Below are 18,255 nucleotides of genomic sequence, written 5' to 3'. Positions count from 1 at the left end.
AACGGGGGGCGCCCGAGCCCGCGCCTACTTCCCGTCCTTCGCCACGTTGCTCCGCCCCGCGCCCTTCTTCACGGCGGCGACGAGTTCCGGCTGGAGCGGCGGGCTGCGCAAGCCCTCCAGCGACAGCTCCGCGAACTCACCCTCGCGCGGCTTCAGGCTCGCGAGGAAGGTCTTCAGCCGCTCCTCGCGGTCCGCCTTCTTCGGGTGCCGCGAGCCCAGGCGGGAGCCGTCCTTCGTCTTGCCGAGGACCGCGATGTACTCCTTCGGGTCGTAGCCGGCCGAAATCATCAGCCGCGCGGCGAGCTGGTCCGCCGCGTACTCCTGCTCCTTGTCGTTGCCGCTCTCCGCCAGGCCGATGACCTTCTCCGTCAGGTCACCGAGCAGCGCCGTGTCGCTGTCCAGGTCCAGGTTGCCGCCGCTGCCTCCCGCGGCGATGAGCTGACCGGAGCCCGGCACGTTGGCCTCCATCGTCACCGCCACTTTGCACAGGCTCACCTTCGCGGCGTTGTACTGCTGGATGGAGTGCTTGAGCACCACGTGCGCGATTTCATGCGCGAGCACGCCCGCCAGCTGGCTCTCGTTGTCCAGCTCCGACAAGAGCTTCCGGGTGACGAAGACGTAGGCCCCCGGCGTGGACACCGCGTTGAAGTTCTGGTCGTCGTTGAGCACGCCGAACGTCCAGTCCAGCGTGGGCCTCGGCGACTGCGCGCCCAGGTTCTTGCCCACCGTGTTGAGGTACTCGTGCATCGCGTGGACGCTGGTGTCCTTCGCGCCGCCGGTGGTGCCCATCAGCCCGCCGCCGCCCTCCACCCAGTGGACCGCCATGGCGCTGCCGATGGCGTACTCCTCCTTCACCGTGGGCTCCACATCCAGCTTCGCGCACTCGTCGCGCTGCTTCTGCGAGGCCACCGAGTTGTTGACCGTCTTGCCGGCCACGTCCGCCACCTGCGCGAGCGTGACGCCCTTGCACGACACCGTCAGCAGCCCCAGGCCCAGCAGCGCCGCCGTCCTCCCGAGCGCCTTCATCACGAGCCTCCCTTCGGCTTGCTCTTCGCCCCGCCCGAGCGGGCCGTCGTCTCCGCGCCCACCACCGGGTGCAGCCCCGCCGCCGCGGCGTGCCTGGCGATGTCCTGGGTGGACACGTCCTTGGCCGCCTTCTCCAGGCTCTGCAGCTGCGCCACCGCCTGCTTGTGCCCGCCGCCCTTCTTGTTGCCATACGCGACGGCGCCGGGGCTGAGCGCCTTCACCGCCGCGCCGCTGGACACGAAGCCCTCCGGGTTCACCTTGCGCTTGCCCTGGTCCCCGACGACGAGCTCCAGGTTGGGCGCGGTGGTGGACAGGTTGGACTGGAACACGAAGCCGCGCTTGCCCGTGGACGTCTTCACCTTGTGCCACTGCTTGTTCTTCGCGTCCGCGCCCTCCCACTTCACCTGCTCACCCGGCTGGAGGATGACCACCGCGTTCGCCGTGGGCGAGGGGCTCTCCATCACCCGCGTGTTCTTCGCCTTCACGTACAGCGAGCCCCCCACCGCCACCGCCGAGGACAGGCCCGGCAGCCCCATCATCAGCAACGCGGCCACCCACGCCGCTCTCGTTCTCATCCCCATGACTTCAGACTCCTTTCACTTGTCCAGGCTCGCCACGCCATCGAAGCCCGGCGGCGGCGACTCGGCATACTTCCGACAACGCTCCAGCAGCGCTTTCGTCGGCCCGTCGTCCACGTCCTCGGCCGCGAGCCGCTCCAGCGCCGACGCGGCCTCCTCGAAGCGCCCCTCCCGGTAGAGCGCCAGCGCCGCGTGGTAGCGCTCCACCGTCGCCCGCTTGCGCGCGTCCAGCCCACCCTTGAGCGCGAGCAGCTCGTACACGGTGACGGCCTCCGTCTTGCCCGCCACCCGCACGCGGTCCAGCTCGCGCACCTCGATGTGCTCGCGCGCCAGCTCGTACGTGCGCGGACCAATCATGATGACCGAGCCGTACGCCTTGTTCGCGCCCTCCAGCCGCGCCGCCAGGTTCATCCCGTCGCCGATGGCCGTGTAGCTGAAGAGCTGCTCGCTGCCGAAGTTGCCCACGAAGTTCACCGCGGAGTTCACCCCGATGCGCGTGTAGACGTCCGGCAGCCCCTTGGCGCGGAACTCCTCGCGCATCGCGTCCACCTCCGCCTTGGCCGCAAGCGCCCCCCGGCACGCGCGCACCGCGTGGTCGTCCTGGCGCATGGGCGCGCCGAACAGGCACACCACCGCGTCACCGATGTACTTGTCCAGGCACGCGCCCTCCTTGAGCAGCACGCCGCTCACCCGCGTCAGGTACGTGTTGAGGATGCGCACCAGGCTGCGAGGGTCCTCCTTGAAGCGCTCGCTGAAGGTGGAGAAGCCGCGGATGTCGCTGAAGAACGCGCTGATTTCGACGTTCTCCCCGTCGAGCTTCGGCAGCTTGCGCTCGGAAATCATCTGCTCCACGAGCTTGGGCTCCATGAAGCGACTGAACGCCGCGCGCACGAACTCCGTCTCGCGGTTGGCCACCAGGTGGTTGAAGGCCACCGCCGCGACGCCCGCGAGCAGCCCCGCCATCGAGGGCAGCGCCGTCAAGAGATGCCAGCCCTTCGACAACACCAGCCCCGCGACCAGGTACATGCCCACCGGCAGCACCACCGGCCACGCAATCTCCAGCGGCGTCCAGCGCGTCGTCATCAGCAGCACCACCGACACCAGCGCCACCACCAGCGTGAGCCCCAGGTCCACCGCGAGCGGCGTGCGCGTGATGAAGCGGCCATCCCCCAGGAGCGTGTCCAGCACCGACGCCTGCTTCATCACGCCGGGCACCTCCGCGAGGAACGAGGTGGCCTTGATGTCGCCCAGCCCCAGCGCCGTGCCGCCGATGACCACCACCTTGCCGCGGAACACCTCCCGCGGCAGCCCCGAGGGCTGCCCGTTCTCCCGTCGCACCCAGCCGTCCAGCACGTCCAGCAGCGGCACCGTGTGGAAGCGCTCGTGCAGCGGGCCCCCGCCGTAATCCATCGCCGCGCCGCCATCCGCGTCCACGCGGTACTGGCGTCCCCCCACCTTCAGTAGCCCGTCGGAGAGCTCCACCTTCTCCGCGCTGAAGAGTCCCGCGGCCACGCGCACCGGCAGCGTCGGGTACGTGTTGACGCCGTCCGAGTACGCGAAGCGCGTACGGCGCATGAACCCATCCGGGTCCGTCTCCGTGTCCACCAGGCCGAAGCCATCCACCGCGCCCACCAGCACCGGAATCGGCGGCACCGGATGGCGCACGGCGCGCGTCCCGTCCGTGTCTCCAGGGACGTGGTGCTCACCCGCCGCCTCGCGTCCCTCCAGCAGCGGCGGCGCGTGGCCCTGGACCATCACGGGGAAGGCGAGCGCCCGCGCCATCTCCTCGGGCGTGACGGCGGGCAGCACGCTGTCATCCGGCGTGTCGGTGAAGGCCTCGCCGTCTTCCTCCGGGAAGGTCTCCTCGCCCACCGGGGGCGCGGCCTCCGGAGTCGCCACGGGGACGGGGGGCGGGGCGAGCGGGGACGGCGGCGCCGCGTCGAAGTCCGCGCGGGGCAGGGGCTGCGCGTTGACGTTGGTGGAGACGCCGAGGAAGAACGGGATGCGCGTGTCGCGCAGCACCTGGGCGAAGGCCAGGTCCGTGGACGCGTCCGAGGAGCGCTCGTCCATCACCGCGTCGAAGACGATGGCGCGCGCGCCCTCCGCCTCCAGCTGTTCCACCACGCGGGCCCAGAGGTTGCGGCTGTAGGGCCACGTGCCGAAGTTGAGCGTGTAGCGCTCGTTGGCGCGGATGCCGTCCAGCGTGCCCTGGTCGATGACCACCACCGACACGGTGGGTGACAGGCCTCGTCCATCCGTGAAGGCCGTCAGCGCCTGGTCGTACGCGCCGCGCTCCAGGTCGTCCAGCCAGCCGCCCCACCACGCCAGGGCGGACAGCACCGTGGACAGCGCCGCGATGCCCAGCATCAACCGCCAGTGGTCACGCCAACGCTGACGGATGATTCTCCCGGTCTCGCCTGCCACGGCCCCCTCTTGCCATGTGTGGGGTGTATCGCGCGTCACACTAGCCCAAGCCCTCGCGTCCTCGCGGCAGACGAGCGTGAAAACAAAAAATCCCAGGTGAGCCTCGATACCCGGCTCGAGCGTGCTCCTCCGTCCGCCCTCCAGACGGAGGACATCCCGTCCTATTCTCGGGCGTCTCACGGGCCCGCCCACGCAGGGGCCGCGAATCGCACACCCGGCGTGTCCCGCTCCCCGCGGGCGGCGGTGTGGGCAGCGACAGGGCAGCCGAGCCTCCGTCAGTCCCATGCGGTGGCGGGGTGACTTGCTGGCGGGGTTTGCCGGAGTCCCGGTGCGACCGGACCTTACCTCCCAACACGGCGGGCGCGACGCCTTCCGTCCTCCTCTTCTCCGCACGCGCAAAAGGAGTCCGACGTGGCCCTGGACATCTTCCAACAGAAGGGCGTCCCCCTCGACAAGCAGGTCTTCACCTGGAAGGACCTGGTGCGCAGGCCCTACAGCAAGCTGGACGACGACGCCTTCACCCGGGTGCGCGTCATCTACATGAACGGCATCATGGCGGATGCCCTGCGCACCAAGCACATGATGGCGCGCATCAACGCGTCCTTGCGCGAGCCGCTCGCCCGCATCCGCCGCGTGGAGCACTTCGAGCAGACGCTCATCAACTGGCTCAACCCCGCGGACCAGAACCCGCTGGAGACGACGCTCGGCTTCGAGCAGGTGGCCATCGAGGTGACCGCCAGCGTGGCCCTGCGCGAGCCCGACCCCTACCTGGCGCAGACCTACCGCTTCGGGCTCCTGGAGGACTTCGACCACCTGTACCGCTACTCGGCGCTCTACGACCGGCTCGAGGGCAAGGACCCCAACAACATCACCCAGTCCTATACGGACATCATCCCCGGCCGCCCCACCGTGGTGGAGCACCGCCACCCCGTGGATGACCTGCGCCGCCCGTACGACAAGACGCGCGCGCACCCGCTGACGAAGATTCACGCCATCAGCATCACCGCGGCGGAGAACCAGACGCACGACTACTACATGACGGTGGGCCCGTTCTTCGCGGACCCGGTCGCGCGTCAGCTCTACGCCGAAATCGCCGCCATCGAGGAGCAGCACGTCACCCAGTACGAGTCACTGCTCGACCCGGGCGAGACGCTGCTGGAGAAGTGGCTGATGCACGAGGCCGCGGAGGTCTACAACTTCTACTCCTGCCTCGAGTACGAGACGAACCCGCGCGTGAAGGAGGTGTGGCAGCGCTTCCTGGACTACGAGCTGGGGCAGCTGCACTTCGTCAAGGACCTGTTCGAGGACGTCGAGCGCCGGGACGCGGCCGAGGTGCTACCGAAGACCTTGCCCGAGCCCATCGAGTACAAGCAGCACCGCGAGTTCGTCCGCAAGACGCTCAGCCAGGAAGAGGACCTGGCCACCAACGGACCGGACTACGTGCGCATGGCGGAGCTGCCGGCGGACCACCGCTCGCGCGTGTACCGCGACCAGCTCAACTCGGAAGGCTCGCCGTCGGAGATCGCCGCGGCCGGCTACCAATGGACTCCTGGCACGGAGCTCGCCGCGCGGGCACAGCGCATGGGCTCGGTGGTCGAGGGAAGGAAGGTTCACTGACATGAAGAAGACGACCAGTGACATGGGACTCAACCGCACGGGCATCGCCACGTCCCCCATCGACAGCGCGGACATCTTCCAGCAGGCGCAGGAGCGGCTGCCCAGCTCCGCGGGGGATGGCTCGCTCATCCTGGAGGTCCGCCAGCAGTACGCGCGCGAATCCGATGGCCTGGGCAGCGTGCCGCCGCCGGCCAACCTCAAGGGCGTGGCCAAGACGGCGGTGGAGCTGCTCAAGGGCGCCAGGCCCACCGTGTTCCTCGACAAGCTGGGGGAGCGGCTCGCCTTCGAGCGCTCGGGCTCGCGGCTCTACGAGGGCGCGCTCGCCAAGCTCGACGTGTACGGCACGTGGGAGGGCGGCCCCACCCGCGAGGGCCTGGAGCGCATCCTCGACGACGAGCTGGCCCACTTCGGCCTCGTCTCCGAGACGCTGACGAAGCTGGGCGCGGACCCCACCGCGATGACGCCGTGCGCGGACCTGGTGGCCGTCACGTCCATGGGGCTTCCCGCGGTGCTGTCCGACCCGCGCACCAACCTGCGCCAGTCCCTGGAGGCGCTGCTGGTGGCGGAGCTGACGGACAACGCGAGCTGGGAGCTGCTCATCGAGCTGGCGCGCGGCCTGGGCCATGACACGCTGGCGGACCGCTTCCAGCTCGCGCTGGACGCGGAGGCCGAGCACCTGACGCTGGTGCGCGGCTGGCTCGCCTCGGGCATCACCCTGGAGGCCCGCGCCTCGCAAGCCGAGCCGGCCGGCGCTCCGGCCTGACGTCGACTCAGAAGGACGAGCCCGGCTCCTGGAGGAAGCGCGCTTCCTCGGGAGTCGAGGCCCGTCCCAGCGCGTCGTTGCGGTGCGGGAAGCGCCCGAAGCGCTCGATGACGTCCCGGTGCCGGCGCGCGTAGTCGAGCGTCTCCAGGCTGCCGGAGTGGTGCATCGTCAAGAGCTCGAAGAGGTCCACCGACAGCCGCTGGTCGTACAGCTCCTCGCTGTGCTCGAACGGCAGGTACATGAACCAGCGCCACACCGAGGGCAGCGTCACGTCCAGGCCCCGGGCCAGCGCGTGGCGGGCCACCGAGCGGGCCTTCGCGTCCGTGGCGAACGCGCGCGGCGTGCCCCGGAAGAGGTTGCGGGGCACCTGGTCGAGCAGCAGGAGCAGCGCCAGGCACGTGCGGGCTTCGTTGCGCCAGGAGTCCAGCTCGCCCGCGGCCGCGCGCTCGTGGGCTCCCTGGAAGCGCTCCCTGCACTCCGCGTCGAAGGCCGCGTCGCGCTGGAACCAGACGGCCCGAGGTCGGATGCACGCTGGATTGCGAACCGGGTCCGCCGGCTGACCGAACCAGAAGTCGAGGACTTCCTCCGCACTCACCATGTCGTTCCTCCCCAAAGGCTCGATAGAGCGCCCACCCGTCAACAGTCAACGGGGGTGGACCCGGGGGCAGGTCGTTACCACCTTGCAGCGAACACTGCGCCCGCACACCGCGCGCAAGGAGACAGACCATGCACACCTCGTGGGAGACCTCGACGCGCACCGTGCCGGGGCCGGTCAAGCGCACCGCCCTCAACCCCACGCTGCGCACCGAGTCCGTCATCGCGCTGGGCGCGTTCGGCGCGCTCACGCTCGGCGCCGCCGCGCTGGGGGCCCGCCACAGCACCGCCGACACGCGCTGGTACCGCCACCTGCGCAAGCCGCCCTTCCAGCCGCCGCCCGCCGCCTTCGGGCCGGTGTGGACCGCGCTCTATGCGCTCATCGCCGTCTCCGGGTGGCGCGTGTGGACGGCGCCGGCGGGGCCCTCGCGCTCCCGGGCGCTCGGCTGGTGGGGCGTGCAACTGGGCCTCAACGCCGCCTGGTCCTGGCTCTTCTTCGGCAGGCACCAGCCCAGGAAGGCCCTGGCCGACAACCTGGCGCTCCTGGGCAGCATCGGGGCCTACATCGCCGCGACGCGCGAGGTGGACCGGCCCGCCGCGTGGCTGGTCGCGCCCTACCTGGCCTGGGTGGGCTTCGCCAACGTCCTCAATGGCGAAATCGTCCGGCGCAATCCCTCTTCCGGACACTGAGACCCGGCGGCGATGGCCCCGGCGGAAAATTCGCCGGGAAATCCGGCCGGGAAGATGGCGGCGGGGCGTCGTTGAGAGGGGCGACCCGCCATGGATGCTTTCGCCCTGCAACCACCTGCCGCACGCGCCCGTCGCCCCCGGTCCCGGGGCTTGACGGCCCATGACGCGCCGGTCCAGCCTGCACCCCGCGTGGATAGCGGGCCTCCCTCAACGCCGACCCTGGACAATCGCTGGTTCTCCGCCTTCGTCCGGACGCACGAGGCGGCGTTGCGCGCCACGGCGCTCCGGCTGTGCGGAAACGCGGCGGAGGCCAACGACCTCCTGCAGGACACCTACGAGCGCGGGTTTCGCAACCTGTCCCGCTACCGCCCCGGCACCGACGGACGCGCGTGGCTGCTCACCATCCTCCACCACATCTTCATCGACAAGTGCCGCTCGAAGACGCGCGAGCGTCGCTCGGACGTGTCGGCGGAGGAGCTGGAGGAGCGCATCGCCGCGCCGGAGCCGGAGGCCGCCCCCGCGTGGGCTTCCATCAGCACGGAGCAGCTGCGCGAGGCCCTGACGCGGATTCCCGAGGAGTTCGCGACGGTGTACCGGCTCCACGCCCTGGAGGGGATGCCCTATCAGGACATCGCCGAGCGTCTGGGGATTCCCAAGGCGACGGTGGGCACGCGCCTCATCCGCGCGCGCCGCAAGCTGAAGGAGCTGTTGATGCCCGGCGCCACCGGCAAGGCGGAGGCGTCATGAGCGCCCCGGAGCCCATGGACCCGCACGACCTGGTGCACGCCTTCGCGGATGGCGAGCTGTCCCAGGAGGAGGCGGAGCAGTTCCGCGAGCACCTGGCCACGTGCGAGGCGTGCCAGGAGGAGCTCGACGACATCCTCCAGCTCCAGGCGCTGGGCACCCGGCTGGGGGCCGAGGAGGCTCGCGAGGCCCCGCGCGACGTCACCGCACCCGTGCCGCAGCAGCCCGTGGCGTCCGCGCCCCCGCGCGCGTTTCGTCCCGCGTGGAGCCGCCGCAAGTGGGTGGCCGCCGCCGCGCTGTCCGGCTCGCTGGCCGCCCTCCTGGTGCTGGTGGCGGTGCGCTCGGGGCCGTCGAGCGTGCGTGACGATTCGCAGCTCTTGGCCCTGGCGCCCACGCGCTCCATGGAGGCGCGGCTGAGCTGGTCCGGCGCCAGCGCGCACCGTCCCTACGGCGTGCTGCGCTCCGGCGACGAGCGCCCGCGCGAGCTGGTGCCGCTGCAGGCGCTGGCGAAGCTGGAGGAGCAGGGAGATTTGCAGGGCCTCGCGGTGGGGCACCTCTTGCGCGGTGAGCGCGAGCAGGCGGCCGACTACCTCCAGCGCGCGCCCGCGTCGCCGGACGTGGACAGCGACAAGGCGGTGGTGGCGCTGACGAAGGGCGAGCTCGAGTCCGCGCTCGTCCTGCTGGACGGTGTGCTGGAGAAGCACCCGCGTCACCCGCAGGCCCTGTGGAACCGCGCGCTCGTGCTGCGCGAGCTGGGCCTGGACGCGCTCGCGGCCGAGGCGTTCGACACCGTCGCCTCGCTGGGCGAGCCCGGCTGGGCCGAGGAGGCGCGGGAGCGCGCCGCGGTGCTGCGCCGTCAGCTGGAGGGACGTCGTGGGGCGTGGGACTCCGCGCAGCAGGCCGGCCGTGCGCTCGCGCTGCAGGGCACCGCGTTCCCGGAGGACGTGGCGCGGGCGGTGCCGGGCACGGCGCGCAACTGGCTCAACATCGCGCTGTGGACCGCGCCCTCCGCCGAGCGGGTGCGCGAGCTCCTGCCGCTGGCGCGGGTGCTGGACGCGCGCTACGGCGGCGACACGGTGGTGGCCTCCGTGGAGCGCGTGGCGGGGCTGGACTTCGCGCGCCGCGCGCCGTTCGCGGCCCGCTTCCGCCAGGTGCTGGAAGGCACCTTCGATGCCGCCTCGCTCGAGCCGCTGGTGAAGGAGCTGTCCGGCTCGCAGCACCAGGACATCCTGCTGGGTGTGCTGCCGCTGGCGGGCGGGCTGCCGGCGCACATCGACGTGTACGAGAAGGTGGCGCGCGCGCTCGGTGACTCGTGGCTGACGCTCAACGCGGAGCGCGAGCGCGCGCTGGCCGAGTACGGCAAGGGAGACCTGGCCGGCGCGGAGGCGCGGCTGTTGCGCGCGGTGGCGGCGTGCGAGGTCGCGAAGGCGGACTACCGCTGCGGCCAGCTGGAGCACCTGCTGGCGCACATCTACAAGGACGAGCACCGGCTGGTGGAGGCGCGCGAGCACGCGCTGGCGGGCCTTGGCTGGGCGCGGCAGACGCAGGAGTGGACGCTGCAGGCGGACCTGCTGCTGGTGCTGGGCGACATGGCGCGCTTCCGCAACGCCTTCGCCCTGACGCGCGCATACCTGGGTGAGCAGGCCCTGCGAGACCGGGGCTGCGCGGCCGACCGGCACGTGCACGAGAGCCTGGCGTCGCTGCACGTCTTCGCGCTGCGCCCGCAGGCCGCGCGCGAGGAGCTGGAGAAGGCCCCGGTGTGCGACGTGCCCTTCTTCCTCAACGGCGCGTTCGTGCTGGCGGACCTGGCGCGGCTGGACCCGAAGCCGGGCGACGTGGAGAAGGTGCGCGAGGGCCTGGCGAAGCTGGACGCCGCGGGCTGGCTGCGCCCCGGTGAGAAGGTCATGGCCACGCACATCCAGGGCCGCGCCGTCATCGGCTCGGACCGCGCGGAGGGCCAGCGGCTGCTGGGGCAGGCCATCGTCGCCGGTGAGCTGCTGGGCGCGGCGGACCCCGTCGCCGCCAAGGCGCGCGCGTACAGCTACTCGTCGCTCATCCTGGACGCGGGCTCCACCGGGGACTGGGCGCGGGCGCTGTCCCTCTTCGCGCAGGAGGCCCGCGTGCCGGCCCCCGAGCGCTGCGCCCTGGGCGTGGAGGTGCACGACGAGCGCACGCTGACCGCCGCGCGCGGACCCACGGGTGAGCTGCTGGGCCACCAGGACGCGAGCCGCCGCTCGCCCGACTTCGACGTGGCCTCGCTGGTGCCCGCCTCCGTCATCGCCGCGCTCAAGCCCTGCGAGCACGTGAGCGTGTTCGCGCGCTACCCCGTGCACGGACAGGCGGGCCTGCTGCCGCCGGACATCGCGTGGAGCTACCACACGGGCACGAAGGTCCAGGCGCCGAAGGTCTCCGCGCCGCGCCCGCTGGTGGTCTACGACGTGGACGCGCCCGCGTCGCTGAACCTGCCCCGGCTGCGCAGCTGGGAGCTGTCCGGCGGGCCGTCTCCGCGCCGCGTGGAGCTGACGGGCGCGGCCGCCACGCCGTCGCGCCTGCTGGCGGAGCTGGCGCAGGCCACCGAGGTGGAGATCCACGCGCACGGCCTGGTGAACCTGGGCGTGTCGGACGCGTCGCTGCTGGTGATGGCGCCGGAGGCGGGCGGCCGCTACGCGCTCACCGCGGGCCAGGTGCGACAGCAGAAGCTGCAGGGCGCGCCGGTGGTGCTGCTCGGCGCGTGTCAGGCGGCCCGGACTGCGCCCTACCTCCACGCGCCGTGGAGCCTCCCCGTGGCCTTCGCCGAGGCGGGCGCGCGCGCCGTCATCGCCTCACCCATCGACATCCCGGACGCCGAGGCCGGGCCCTTCTTCGCGCGGGTCATGGAGCGCATCCGCGCCGGTTCCTCCGCCAGCCTCGCGCTCCGAGACGAAAGGCTGCGCGTGTTGTCCACGCAGCCCGACAGCTGGGTGAAGACGGTCGTCGTCTTCGAGTAGCCCCGTCACCGCCGTCAGTCCCTCACCTCGGCTCGCACGAGCCGAGCACGCTCCACGTGTCTCTTCACACCAAGGAAACCCCGCCCATGAAGACGCTTCGCTCCGCGCTGCTGTGCCTCGTCACGCTGTCCACCTTCGCCGCGTGCGGCGTCGACTCCATCGACCAGGCCTCGCCCGAGACGCTGGAGTCGCTGGGCTCCGTGTCGCAGCAGGCCGTGCTGCCGCCTCCGCCGATTCCCAACTACTGCCCGGGCACCACCATCCCCGGCACGCCGTGGGTCATCCCCACCGCGCCCACGGCGCTGTCCAGCATCCCCAACGGCACGCCGATGTATCCCAACAGCGCCTCGCTGCTCAGCGCGTACACCGTCATCGTCACGGACCCGAACGACGCCAACGCCTTCTACGCCTTCGGCTTCGACGTGCGCGCCCAGCGGCTCATCTTCTGGGTGTCCGGCGCGAAGACGGAGCTGCGCCGCCTCAACAGCCAGCTCGCCACCGACATCACCGTGCTGGAGACGTCCAGCGGCATCGACCTGGGCTTCTCCTGGGGCACCAGCGGCCAGGTCGGCGGTCCGCTCATCCCTCGGCCGGGTGTGGCCGAGGGCGCGTGGAAGGTCGCGTTCAACAACTGGGCGCAGCTCGACAACTATCTCATCAGCCCGCCCGCGCCCGGCACCGCCCCCGTTCAGTGACGCAGCTTCGAGGGGGGAGGCGGATTGAGGGCCAGCACACCCGCCATGTAGCGCGCCTGGCCTTCCGTGGTGCAGCGGACCTCCTGGATGCGCCCCGCCACCTTCACCCGAACCAGCCAACCGTCATTGTCGCGAGTCCAAGCCGGAGTTTCCGTCGTCATGTCCCTGCTCCTCTCGGGTTCGACTTCTCTGACGGGATGAAAAGCAGCCCTCGTGCCAGCGTCTGAAACACCTGAATCCAGGTGCTGGCTCGCAGCGGATGCACAGTGGTGGACACGGGGGGCTGTAGTTCTTTCGGGAGCGGGGGTGGCGAAAGCTTCAGTGGACGTGGCGCTCCGGCTGGGAAGCGGGCGGGTGAGAGGGGGCTCCCGTCAGCAGGGGCAGGGCGACATGGAAGGTGGAGCCTTCTCCCACCCGGCTCTCCACCCAGATGCGGCCGCCGTGGCGCTCGACGATGTCGCGGCTGATGTACAGGCCCAGGCCCAGTCCGCCGTACGAGCGCGTGGACACGTTGCGCGCGCGGAAGTAGCGCTCGAAGAGCAGCTTCTGCTGGTCCTCGGGGATGCCGATGCCCGGGTCCTTCACCGACAAGAGCGCCAGCTCTCCGCGCGTCTCCAGCTTGACGTGGATGACGCCGCCATCGGGGCTGTACTTGAGGGCGTTCTCCACCAGGTTGGTGACCACCTGCTCCAGCCGGTATGGGTCCGCGAACACCTGCACGTCGTGCTCGGGCCGCTCGTAGCGCAGCTCGTGTCCGCCGCGCTGTGCCTCCATCGCCTGCAGCACGTGCTCCACCAGGCTGTCCAGGCGCGTGGCCTGCGGATGCAGCGCCAGCCGGCCCGCCTCGATGCGGGACGCGTCCAGCAGGTCGTTGATGAGCCCGGTCATGCGCAAGATGTGCTGGCGCGCGTGGCGCAGGGTGGTGGGGTCCACGCTCTCGCCGCGCTCGAGCCTGCGCTCCAGCGTGGCCAGCCGGAGGCTCAGCGGCGTCAGCGGCGTCTTCAGCTCGTGCGAGGCGATGGACAGGAAGTCGTCGCGCACGCGGATGGCCTCACGCGCCTCGCGGTAGAGCCGCTCGCGCTCCTCCTCGGCGAGCCTGCGCTGGGTGATGTCCTCCACCAGCACGCCCACGCCCAACAGGTGTCCGTCCGGCGCGCGCACCGGGTAGCAGCTCCCCGTGAGCAGCCGCCGGGGGCCGGGATAGCCCACGGCCTGGGTGTCCACCTCCTGGCCCACCACGGGCTCGCCGGTGTCCAATACCTGTTTCAGCATGGCCGCCGCGGCGCTGCCGCCCTCACCCAGCACCTCGTAGGGCGTGCGCCCCAGGTGGGCCTCGGGGGGCAGGCCGTTGATGCGCGCCAGCCGCCCGTTGACGCGCACGTAGCGCAGGTTCGTGTCGAGGAAGCCCAGCGCCACGGGCGCGGTCTCGAACAGGGTGATGAGCAGGGCCAGGTTCTCGTCGCGCTGGCGCTCGGCGCGGCGGCGCTCGGAGACGTCCTCGACCAGGCCCACGCCGCCCTCCACCTGTCCCGCGTCGTTGTAGCAGGGCGCGAAGCGGATATGGACGGGCGTCACCTTGTGGCTGGTCACCGCGGCATAGTCCCCCACGTAGTCCGCGCTGTGGCCGGAGAGCGTCTCGCGCACGCACGCCATGAGCTGCTCGTCGCGCAGCGACATGAGGTTGAGCCCCACCACCACGCGCTTGGGGGTACCGACGATGGTGGCCAGCCGCTCGTTGCAGGCGGTGATGATGGGCGTGGTGTCGTAGTGGAAGATGCCCAGGGGGGCGTTCTCCACGACGAGGCGATAGAGGTCGTCGCCGCTGGTCCGCCTGGCCTCACCACCATCGCGAGGCGGCTCCATGGGCTCGCGGATGGTGTCGATGACCTCGTGCAGGCGCCGGAGGCTGAGGACGATGCGCTCGTCCTCCCCTTCGCCGGAGGTGCCCACCGTGAGCTCCACGAGCACCTCCACGCCGTCCCGTCGTCGCGCGAGCACCTTCGTGGGTCGCCCGCCCAGCGCCTGCCTGCGTGAGAGCAGGTAGCGCACCAGGCTCTGGTCGCCTTGGTGATGGAATTGCTGGGGGAAGAGCTCGGCCACCGGGTGGCCCTGGAGCTGCTCGCGCGTCCAGCCGAGCAGGCGCTCCGCGGCGCGATTGATGAGGTACACGTGCTCGTGCGCATCGCAGGCGATCCACGGGTCGACCGCGGCGTCCAGCCAGGCACTGAGCTCCTCGTTGGCTGCGGCCATGTCGTCCCCTGCGCCCGTCGTCGGACGGAAAGACGCGAGCCGCCCACGCGCGCCATGGGCGTGGCCCCGCGAAGGGGCTCGTCCCGTGGTGTCTTACAGGTAGCCACGACGGACCTTGGACGCGCCGGTGCGGGGGGGCCGGCGCGCCTGGACGCTCAGCGCCGACGCTTGCTCGCGGGAGGCTTGCCCGCCTTCTTGCGCGCGGCGGCCTGCTTGCCTCGCGTGGGCTTCGGCGCGGGCGCTGGAGGAGGCTTCGTCAGGGAGAGCCCCTCCAGCTTCTCGCGCATCGCGCGCGTGGCCTCCTTCAGCAGGTCCACCTCCTCGCGCAGCGACGCCAGCTCACGCGCCTGGGGCTCGCCCTCGCGCAGCGCTCGCACCGTCTCGCGCGCGGCGCGGCGGGCGCGGGCGTCGCTGAGCGGGGTGCCCTCCAGCGCGGGGATGATGCGCCGGTCTCCCAGGGTCCTTGCTGCCTCGAAGACGCCCATCTGCACGCGGAACATCGGGTCTCTCAGCAGCTCCGCCAGCAAATCTACCGCCTCGCGCTGACGGCCGGCCACCTCCGCCAGCCGGGCCACGGCCTGCGTGGCCGCGCGGCGCAGGAAGGCGGGCTGGCCATACGCGGTGCGCGCCTCCACCAGCGGGAAGGCGGCGGGGTCCTGTGACTCGGCCAGCCCGTCCATGGCGCCCACGGCGATGGCGTCCTGGAAGGACGGGCGCGTGGAGGTGGTCTCCAGCACCGTCAGCGCGTCCGCGGCGCGCAGCTTGCCGTAGCTGCGCGCGGCCTCCGCCTCCACGAAGTAGCTGGTGTCTCCGGATTGCAGGAGCGAGCGCAAGAGCGCGATGACCTCCGCGTCGCGGCGGAACTCGCCCAGCGCGGCCACGACGGCGCGGCGCACGCGCGGGTGCTCGGCGCGCAGGCTCGCGAGCAGCCGGGCGCGGGCCTCCGGCGTGCGGATGCGGCCCAGGGCCTTGGCGCACGCGGCGCGGGTGCCCCAGAACAGGCGTGCGTCCGCGAGCGCGGTGCCCAGCGTCTCCACGGCGCGGTGGCCTCCGTCGCGGCCCAGCGCGTGGGCGGCCTCGGTGCGGGCGCGGGACTCGGGCGCGGCGCGCAGCTCCTCCAGCCAGAGGCCCACGGCCTTGTCCACCTCCAGCGTGCCCAGCACGTCGCGGCGCGGGTCCACGCGCACCTGCGAGGGCGCGGTGGGGCAGGGCAGGTGGAAGAAGTGCTCCGCGTCCGTCACGTCCAGCCGGTGGCGGGTGTCCCGGCCCTCGACGGTGACGACGACGTCCAGCGGCAGGCGGAACAGGGGCGTGCCCGCGTCGGTGCGCTGCGTCTGGCGCACCTTGAGGCGCAGCCGGCCCTCCTCGGCCTCGTGGCGCACCTCCACCTTGAGCTCCGGGTGGCCGGGGGCGAAGACGTACTGGTCGAAGAAGGCGTCCAGGTTGTGGCCGGTGGCCTGCTCGAAGGCGCGCGACAGGTCCACCGTCTCCACCGAGCCGTGCCGGTGGCGCGAGACGTAGTGGCGCAGGCCGCGGAAGAACAGCTCGTCGCCCAGGCGGCGGCGCAGCTCGTGGAGGACCAGGCCGCCCTTCTCATAAAGGTGCCGGTCGAAGACATCCAGCGGGGCGTGGAAGCGGCGCGAGACGATGGGCCGCGCGTAGCGCTCCTTCACCTCGCCCAGGTAGGCCTCCAGGTCCGCCTGCCGGTGGTGGTCGGCCTCGTCCTGGCCGTCCGCGCGCTCCTTCCACAGCACCTCGAACCAGGTGGCGAAGCCCTCGTTGAGCCAGCCGTGGGGCCAGTCGCGGCAGGTGAGCAGGTCCCCGAACCACTGGTGCGCCAGCTCGTGGGAGATGAGCGGCTCCGCGTTGTAGTCCGCGTGCGCGCGCGCGTCGTGGAGGACGGAGTCGGTGAGGCTGGTGGCGGTGGTGTTCTCCATGCCGCCGAAGATGAACTCGGTGAGGAACACCTGCGCGTAGCCGCTCCACGGGTAGGGCTCGCCGGTGGCCTCCTGGAACACGCGCACCATCTCCGGGGTGCGGCGCACGCACCGCAGCGCGTCCTCGCGGCGCCCGCGCGGGAAGAGGTAGCGCAGCGGGACGGTGCCCGCGGTGTCGGTGAGCTCCTCGAAGTCGCCCACCGCGAGCGTGACGAGGTAGGGCGCGTGCGGCTGCTCCATGCGGTAGTGCTGGGTGCGCCGCTGGTCCTGCACGGTGTCGGAGACGAGCACGCCGTTGGAGAGCGCGGTGAGGCCGTCGGGGAAGGTGGCGATGAGCTCCGAGGTGGCCTTCTGCGCGGGCGTGTCCAGGCAGGGGAACCAGTGCCGTGCGTCGGTGTCCTGGTTCTGGGTCCAGGCCTGACGGGGCCGGTCCGGGTAGGCGGCCTCCGGGCCCCAGAAGTAGAGGCCCCGGCGTGGGCGGGCGGTGTAGTGGATGGCCACCTGGGCGGCCTGGCCGGGCGGCAGCGGCGCGGGCAGCTCCACGCGCACGTGCGAGCCGGAGTTGGTGAAGCGCACGGGGCGCTCGTCGACGAGGACGCGCGAGACGTCCAGGTCCACCGCGTCGAAGGTGAGGGTGGACGACAGCCGCACGGCGGACACGCGGGTGGTGCAGACGCCGGTGACGCGGCCTTGCTCGAAGTCGAGCTCCAGTTGGATGCGCACGTGCTCGGCGCGCAGGGGGCGCTCCGCGGCGTAGTGCTCGGTGGCGCCGGGGAGGCTGAAGGCGCGGGACTGGGGGAGGGCGGGCTCGGAGGAGTGACGGTGGCAGCAGCGCATAAGCGGGGATGACTCTTCCGCAAGCGCGCGAAACCGTCGAGCCGGTGTTTCGTCGCACTGTTCCGCCCTGCACCCTCTTGCCGCGCCAGGACATAACGCCTGTCTGGATGGCGCGGGACGGACTACGTTGTCCACCGTGCAGTTCGTCCTCTTCTATTCGGACAAGCGGGTGCGCGAGCAGCTCTTCGCCCATGTGGACGGGACGCGAGGGGTGTTGCTGGTGACGGGCGTGCGTCATGGGGCGGCCATGCGCTCGCCCGAGCTGCGCGAGCCCTTCGCCACGCTGGAGTTCCTCCACGGCCGCGTGTTGACGCAGGTGCTGGTGGCGGACGAGGGCACCCCGGACGGCATGTGGAGGGACCCGCTGGGAGACCTGGGCGACAGGCTGCACCCCGACAGCAAGGATGACGCGTACGCCGTCACCACGGGCTACCTGCTGCTGGTGGATGGCCAGCCGCGCCAGGTGGTGCGCAAGCACGGCCTGCCCGCCGAGGACCTGTGGTTCCTGGAGGACGCGCTGAGCCGGCTGGATCCGCGCATCCCCGCGCCGGACCCCGCGCGCCGACCGGGGAAGAAGCGCCCGGAGCCCGCGCCTCGCGCACCGCGTCGTCCCGCCAGCACCGGCGCGGCCCGGGAGCCCGAGGAGGCGGGGGGGCGCCGTGCGCGGGACGAGGAGCGGGAGGGCGGCGAGAGTCCGGGGCGTCGCTCCCGAGGCGCCTGGAGCGGTGACGACGAGCAGGTCGGAGGCGAGCATCCGGGTCGTCGCTCGCGAGGCGCCTGGGGCGGTGACGACGAGCAGGTCGGAGGCGAGCATCGCGCACGCGGGGCCCGGAGTCCTCGCGACCCGGAGGCCACGCCGCCCCGGGGCACCCGGGTACGCAGCGAGGCCCCCGCGCGCAAGGACGCATGGGAGGTGCTGGGGCTCGAGCGGGGCGTGTCGCGGGACGAGGCGCGCAAGGCGTTCCGCGCGCTCATCGCCGGCTACCACCCGGACAAGGTGGCGCACCTGGCGCCGGAGTTCCGCGAGCTGGCGGAGCGCCGCACGCGCGAACTCCTGGAGGCGTGGGAGACCGTGGAGCAGGAGCTCGGGTCGTAGCGGCGCGCCGCGGCCAG

The 18,255-nt window shown here is 71.9% G+C and carries 14 protein-coding genes; 7 read left to right on the top strand and 7 right to left on the bottom strand.

Annotation, left to right across the window (positions count from 1 at the left end; translation table 11 throughout):
- Positions 1 to 24: 24 nt before the first annotated feature.
- From VZQ01_RS16040 to VZQ01_RS16030, 3 genes are read right to left on the bottom strand one after another with little or no spacing between them, the layout of a single operon-like run.
- Positions 25 to 1,026: a M48 family metalloprotease gene (locus VZQ01_RS16040; protein WP_426748281.1), complete on the bottom strand. Its 1,002-nt coding sequence runs from the start codon at positions 1,024 to 1,026 to the stop codon at positions 25 to 27.
- A complete protein-coding gene (locus VZQ01_RS16035; RefSeq protein WP_426748280.1) occupies positions 1,026 to 1,601 on the bottom strand; it encodes an SH3 domain-containing protein in 576 nt (191 codons plus the stop codon). The genes VZQ01_RS16040 and VZQ01_RS16035 overlap by 1 nt, the downstream gene beginning before the upstream one ends.
- A 21-nt stretch (positions 1,602 to 1,622) precedes the next feature.
- Complete coding sequence (locus VZQ01_RS16030; RefSeq protein WP_426748279.1) at positions 1,623 to 4,028, bottom strand: CHASE2 domain-containing protein; 2,406 nt, start codon at positions 4,026 to 4,028, stop codon at positions 1,623 to 1,625.
- A 411-nt stretch (positions 4,029 to 4,439) separates the two neighbouring features.
- Here VZQ01_RS16030 and VZQ01_RS16025 point away from each other — a divergent pair, with 411 nt between their 5' ends.
- Together VZQ01_RS16025 and VZQ01_RS16020 are read left to right on the top strand one after the other, a co-directional pair.
- Positions 4,440 to 5,645: a hypothetical protein gene (locus tag VZQ01_RS16025; RefSeq protein ID WP_426748278.1), complete on the top strand. Its 1,206-nt coding sequence runs from the start codon at positions 4,440 to 4,442 to the stop codon at positions 5,643 to 5,645.
- Between the two features lies 1 nt (position 5,646).
- Complete coding sequence (locus tag VZQ01_RS16020) at positions 5,647 to 6,408, top strand: ferritin-like domain-containing protein (protein WP_223749190.1); 762 nt, start codon at positions 5,647 to 5,649, stop codon at positions 6,406 to 6,408.
- 7 nt (positions 6,409 to 6,415) lie between these two features.
- Here the strand turns inward: VZQ01_RS16020 and VZQ01_RS16015 are convergent, their stop codons facing one another.
- Positions 6,416 to 7,006 carry a DUF924 family protein gene (locus VZQ01_RS16015; protein WP_223749191.1) on the bottom strand — a complete coding sequence of 197 codons (591 nt, stop codon included), beginning with the start codon at positions 7,004 to 7,006 and terminating at the stop codon, positions 6,416 to 6,418.
- Positions 7,007 to 7,134: 128 nt separating this feature from the next.
- Here VZQ01_RS16015 and VZQ01_RS16010 point away from each other — a divergent pair, with 128 nt between their 5' ends.
- From VZQ01_RS16010 to VZQ01_RS15995, 4 genes are all read left to right on the top strand, one after another.
- On the top strand, positions 7,135 to 7,692 hold the full coding sequence (locus VZQ01_RS16010; protein ID WP_223749192.1) for a TspO/MBR family protein: 558 nt from the start codon (positions 7,135 to 7,137) through the stop codon (positions 7,690 to 7,692).
- Positions 7,693 to 7,959: 267 nt separating this feature from the next.
- On the top strand, positions 7,960 to 8,439 hold the full coding sequence (locus VZQ01_RS16005; protein ID WP_426748277.1) for an RNA polymerase sigma factor: 480 nt from the start codon (positions 7,960 to 7,962) through the stop codon (positions 8,437 to 8,439).
- Positions 8,436 to 11,423 carry a CHAT domain-containing protein gene (locus tag VZQ01_RS16000; protein ID WP_223782365.1) on the top strand — a complete coding sequence of 996 codons (2,988 nt, stop codon included), beginning with the start codon at positions 8,436 to 8,438 and terminating at the stop codon, positions 11,421 to 11,423. The genes VZQ01_RS16005 and VZQ01_RS16000 overlap by 4 nt, the downstream gene beginning before the upstream one ends.
- 86 nt (positions 11,424 to 11,509) lie before the next feature.
- Positions 11,510 to 12,118: a hypothetical protein gene (locus tag VZQ01_RS15995; protein WP_223749195.1), complete on the top strand. Its 609-nt coding sequence runs from the start codon at positions 11,510 to 11,512 to the stop codon at positions 12,116 to 12,118.
- On the opposite strand, the gene VZQ01_RS15990 is transcribed toward VZQ01_RS15995, so the two are convergent.
- The 3 genes from VZQ01_RS15990 to VZQ01_RS15980 all read right to left on the bottom strand — a co-directional run bounded on the left by VZQ01_RS15990 (position 12,112) and on the right by VZQ01_RS15980 (position 17,142).
- Positions 12,112 to 12,279 carry a hypothetical protein gene (locus VZQ01_RS15990; protein WP_170300435.1) on the bottom strand — a complete coding sequence of 56 codons (168 nt, stop codon included), beginning with the start codon at positions 12,277 to 12,279 and terminating at the stop codon, positions 12,112 to 12,114. The two genes, VZQ01_RS15995 and VZQ01_RS15990, sit on opposite strands and share 7 nt — an antisense overlap.
- Before the next feature lie 157 nt (positions 12,280 to 12,436).
- Positions 12,437 to 14,368, bottom strand: a complete 1,932-nt coding sequence (locus tag VZQ01_RS15985) for a PAS domain-containing sensor histidine kinase (protein WP_426748276.1) — start codon at positions 14,366 to 14,368, stop codon at positions 12,437 to 12,439.
- 155 nt (positions 14,369 to 14,523) lie between these two features.
- Positions 14,524 to 17,142 (bottom strand): M1 family aminopeptidase, encoded by a 2,619-nt coding sequence (locus VZQ01_RS15980; RefSeq protein ID WP_426748274.1) that lies wholly within the window; start codon positions 17,140 to 17,142, stop codon positions 14,524 to 14,526.
- A 136-nt stretch (positions 17,143 to 17,278) separates the two neighbouring features.
- Between VZQ01_RS15980 and VZQ01_RS15975 the strand changes: the two genes are divergently transcribed.
- On the top strand, positions 17,279 to 18,238 hold the full coding sequence (locus VZQ01_RS15975) for a J domain-containing protein (RefSeq protein ID WP_426748969.1): 960 nt from the start codon (positions 17,279 to 17,281) through the stop codon (positions 18,236 to 18,238).
- Positions 18,239 to 18,255 lie beyond the last annotated feature (17 nt).

Source organism: Myxococcus faecalis (assembly GCF_050039385.1).
Lineage (GTDB): Bacteria > Myxococcota > Myxococcia > Myxococcales > Myxococcaceae > Myxococcus > Myxococcus fulvus.
The sequence above is the reverse complement of the archived record's forward strand: the minus strand, read 5'-3'. Positions and strand labels throughout refer to the sequence as shown.

Coding starts and splice junctions, on each gene's coding strand:
- VZQ01_RS15980 (WP_426748274.1), bottom strand. CDS start 17,142: ATGCGCTGCTGCCACCGTCACTCCTCCGAGCCCGCCCTCCCCCAGTCC.
- VZQ01_RS16010 (WP_223749192.1), top strand. CDS start 7,135: ATGCACACCTCGTGGGAGACCTCGACGCGCACCGTGCCGGGGCCGGTC.
- VZQ01_RS15995 (WP_223749195.1), top strand. CDS start 11,510: ATGAAGACGCTTCGCTCCGCGCTGCTGTGCCTCGTCACGCTGTCCACC.
- VZQ01_RS16015 (WP_223749191.1), bottom strand. CDS start 7,006: ATGGTGAGTGCGGAGGAAGTCCTCGACTTCTGGTTCGGTCAGCCGGCG.
- VZQ01_RS15985 (WP_426748276.1), bottom strand. CDS start 14,368: ATGGCCGCAGCCAACGAGGAGCTCAGTGCCTGGCTGGACGCCGCGGTC.
- VZQ01_RS16020 (WP_223749190.1), top strand. CDS start 5,647: ATGAAGAAGACGACCAGTGACATGGGACTCAACCGCACGGGCATCGCC.
- VZQ01_RS16000 (WP_223782365.1), top strand. CDS start 8,436: ATGAGCGCCCCGGAGCCCATGGACCCGCACGACCTGGTGCACGCCTTC.
- VZQ01_RS16040 (WP_426748281.1), bottom strand. CDS start 1,026: ATGAAGGCGCTCGGGAGGACGGCGGCGCTGCTGGGCCTGGGGCTGCTG.
- VZQ01_RS15990 (WP_170300435.1), bottom strand. CDS start 12,279: ATGACGACGGAAACTCCGGCTTGGACTCGCGACAATGACGGTTGGCTG.
- VZQ01_RS16035 (WP_426748280.1), bottom strand. CDS start 1,601: ATGAGAACGAGAGCGGCGTGGGTGGCCGCGTTGCTGATGATGGGGCTG.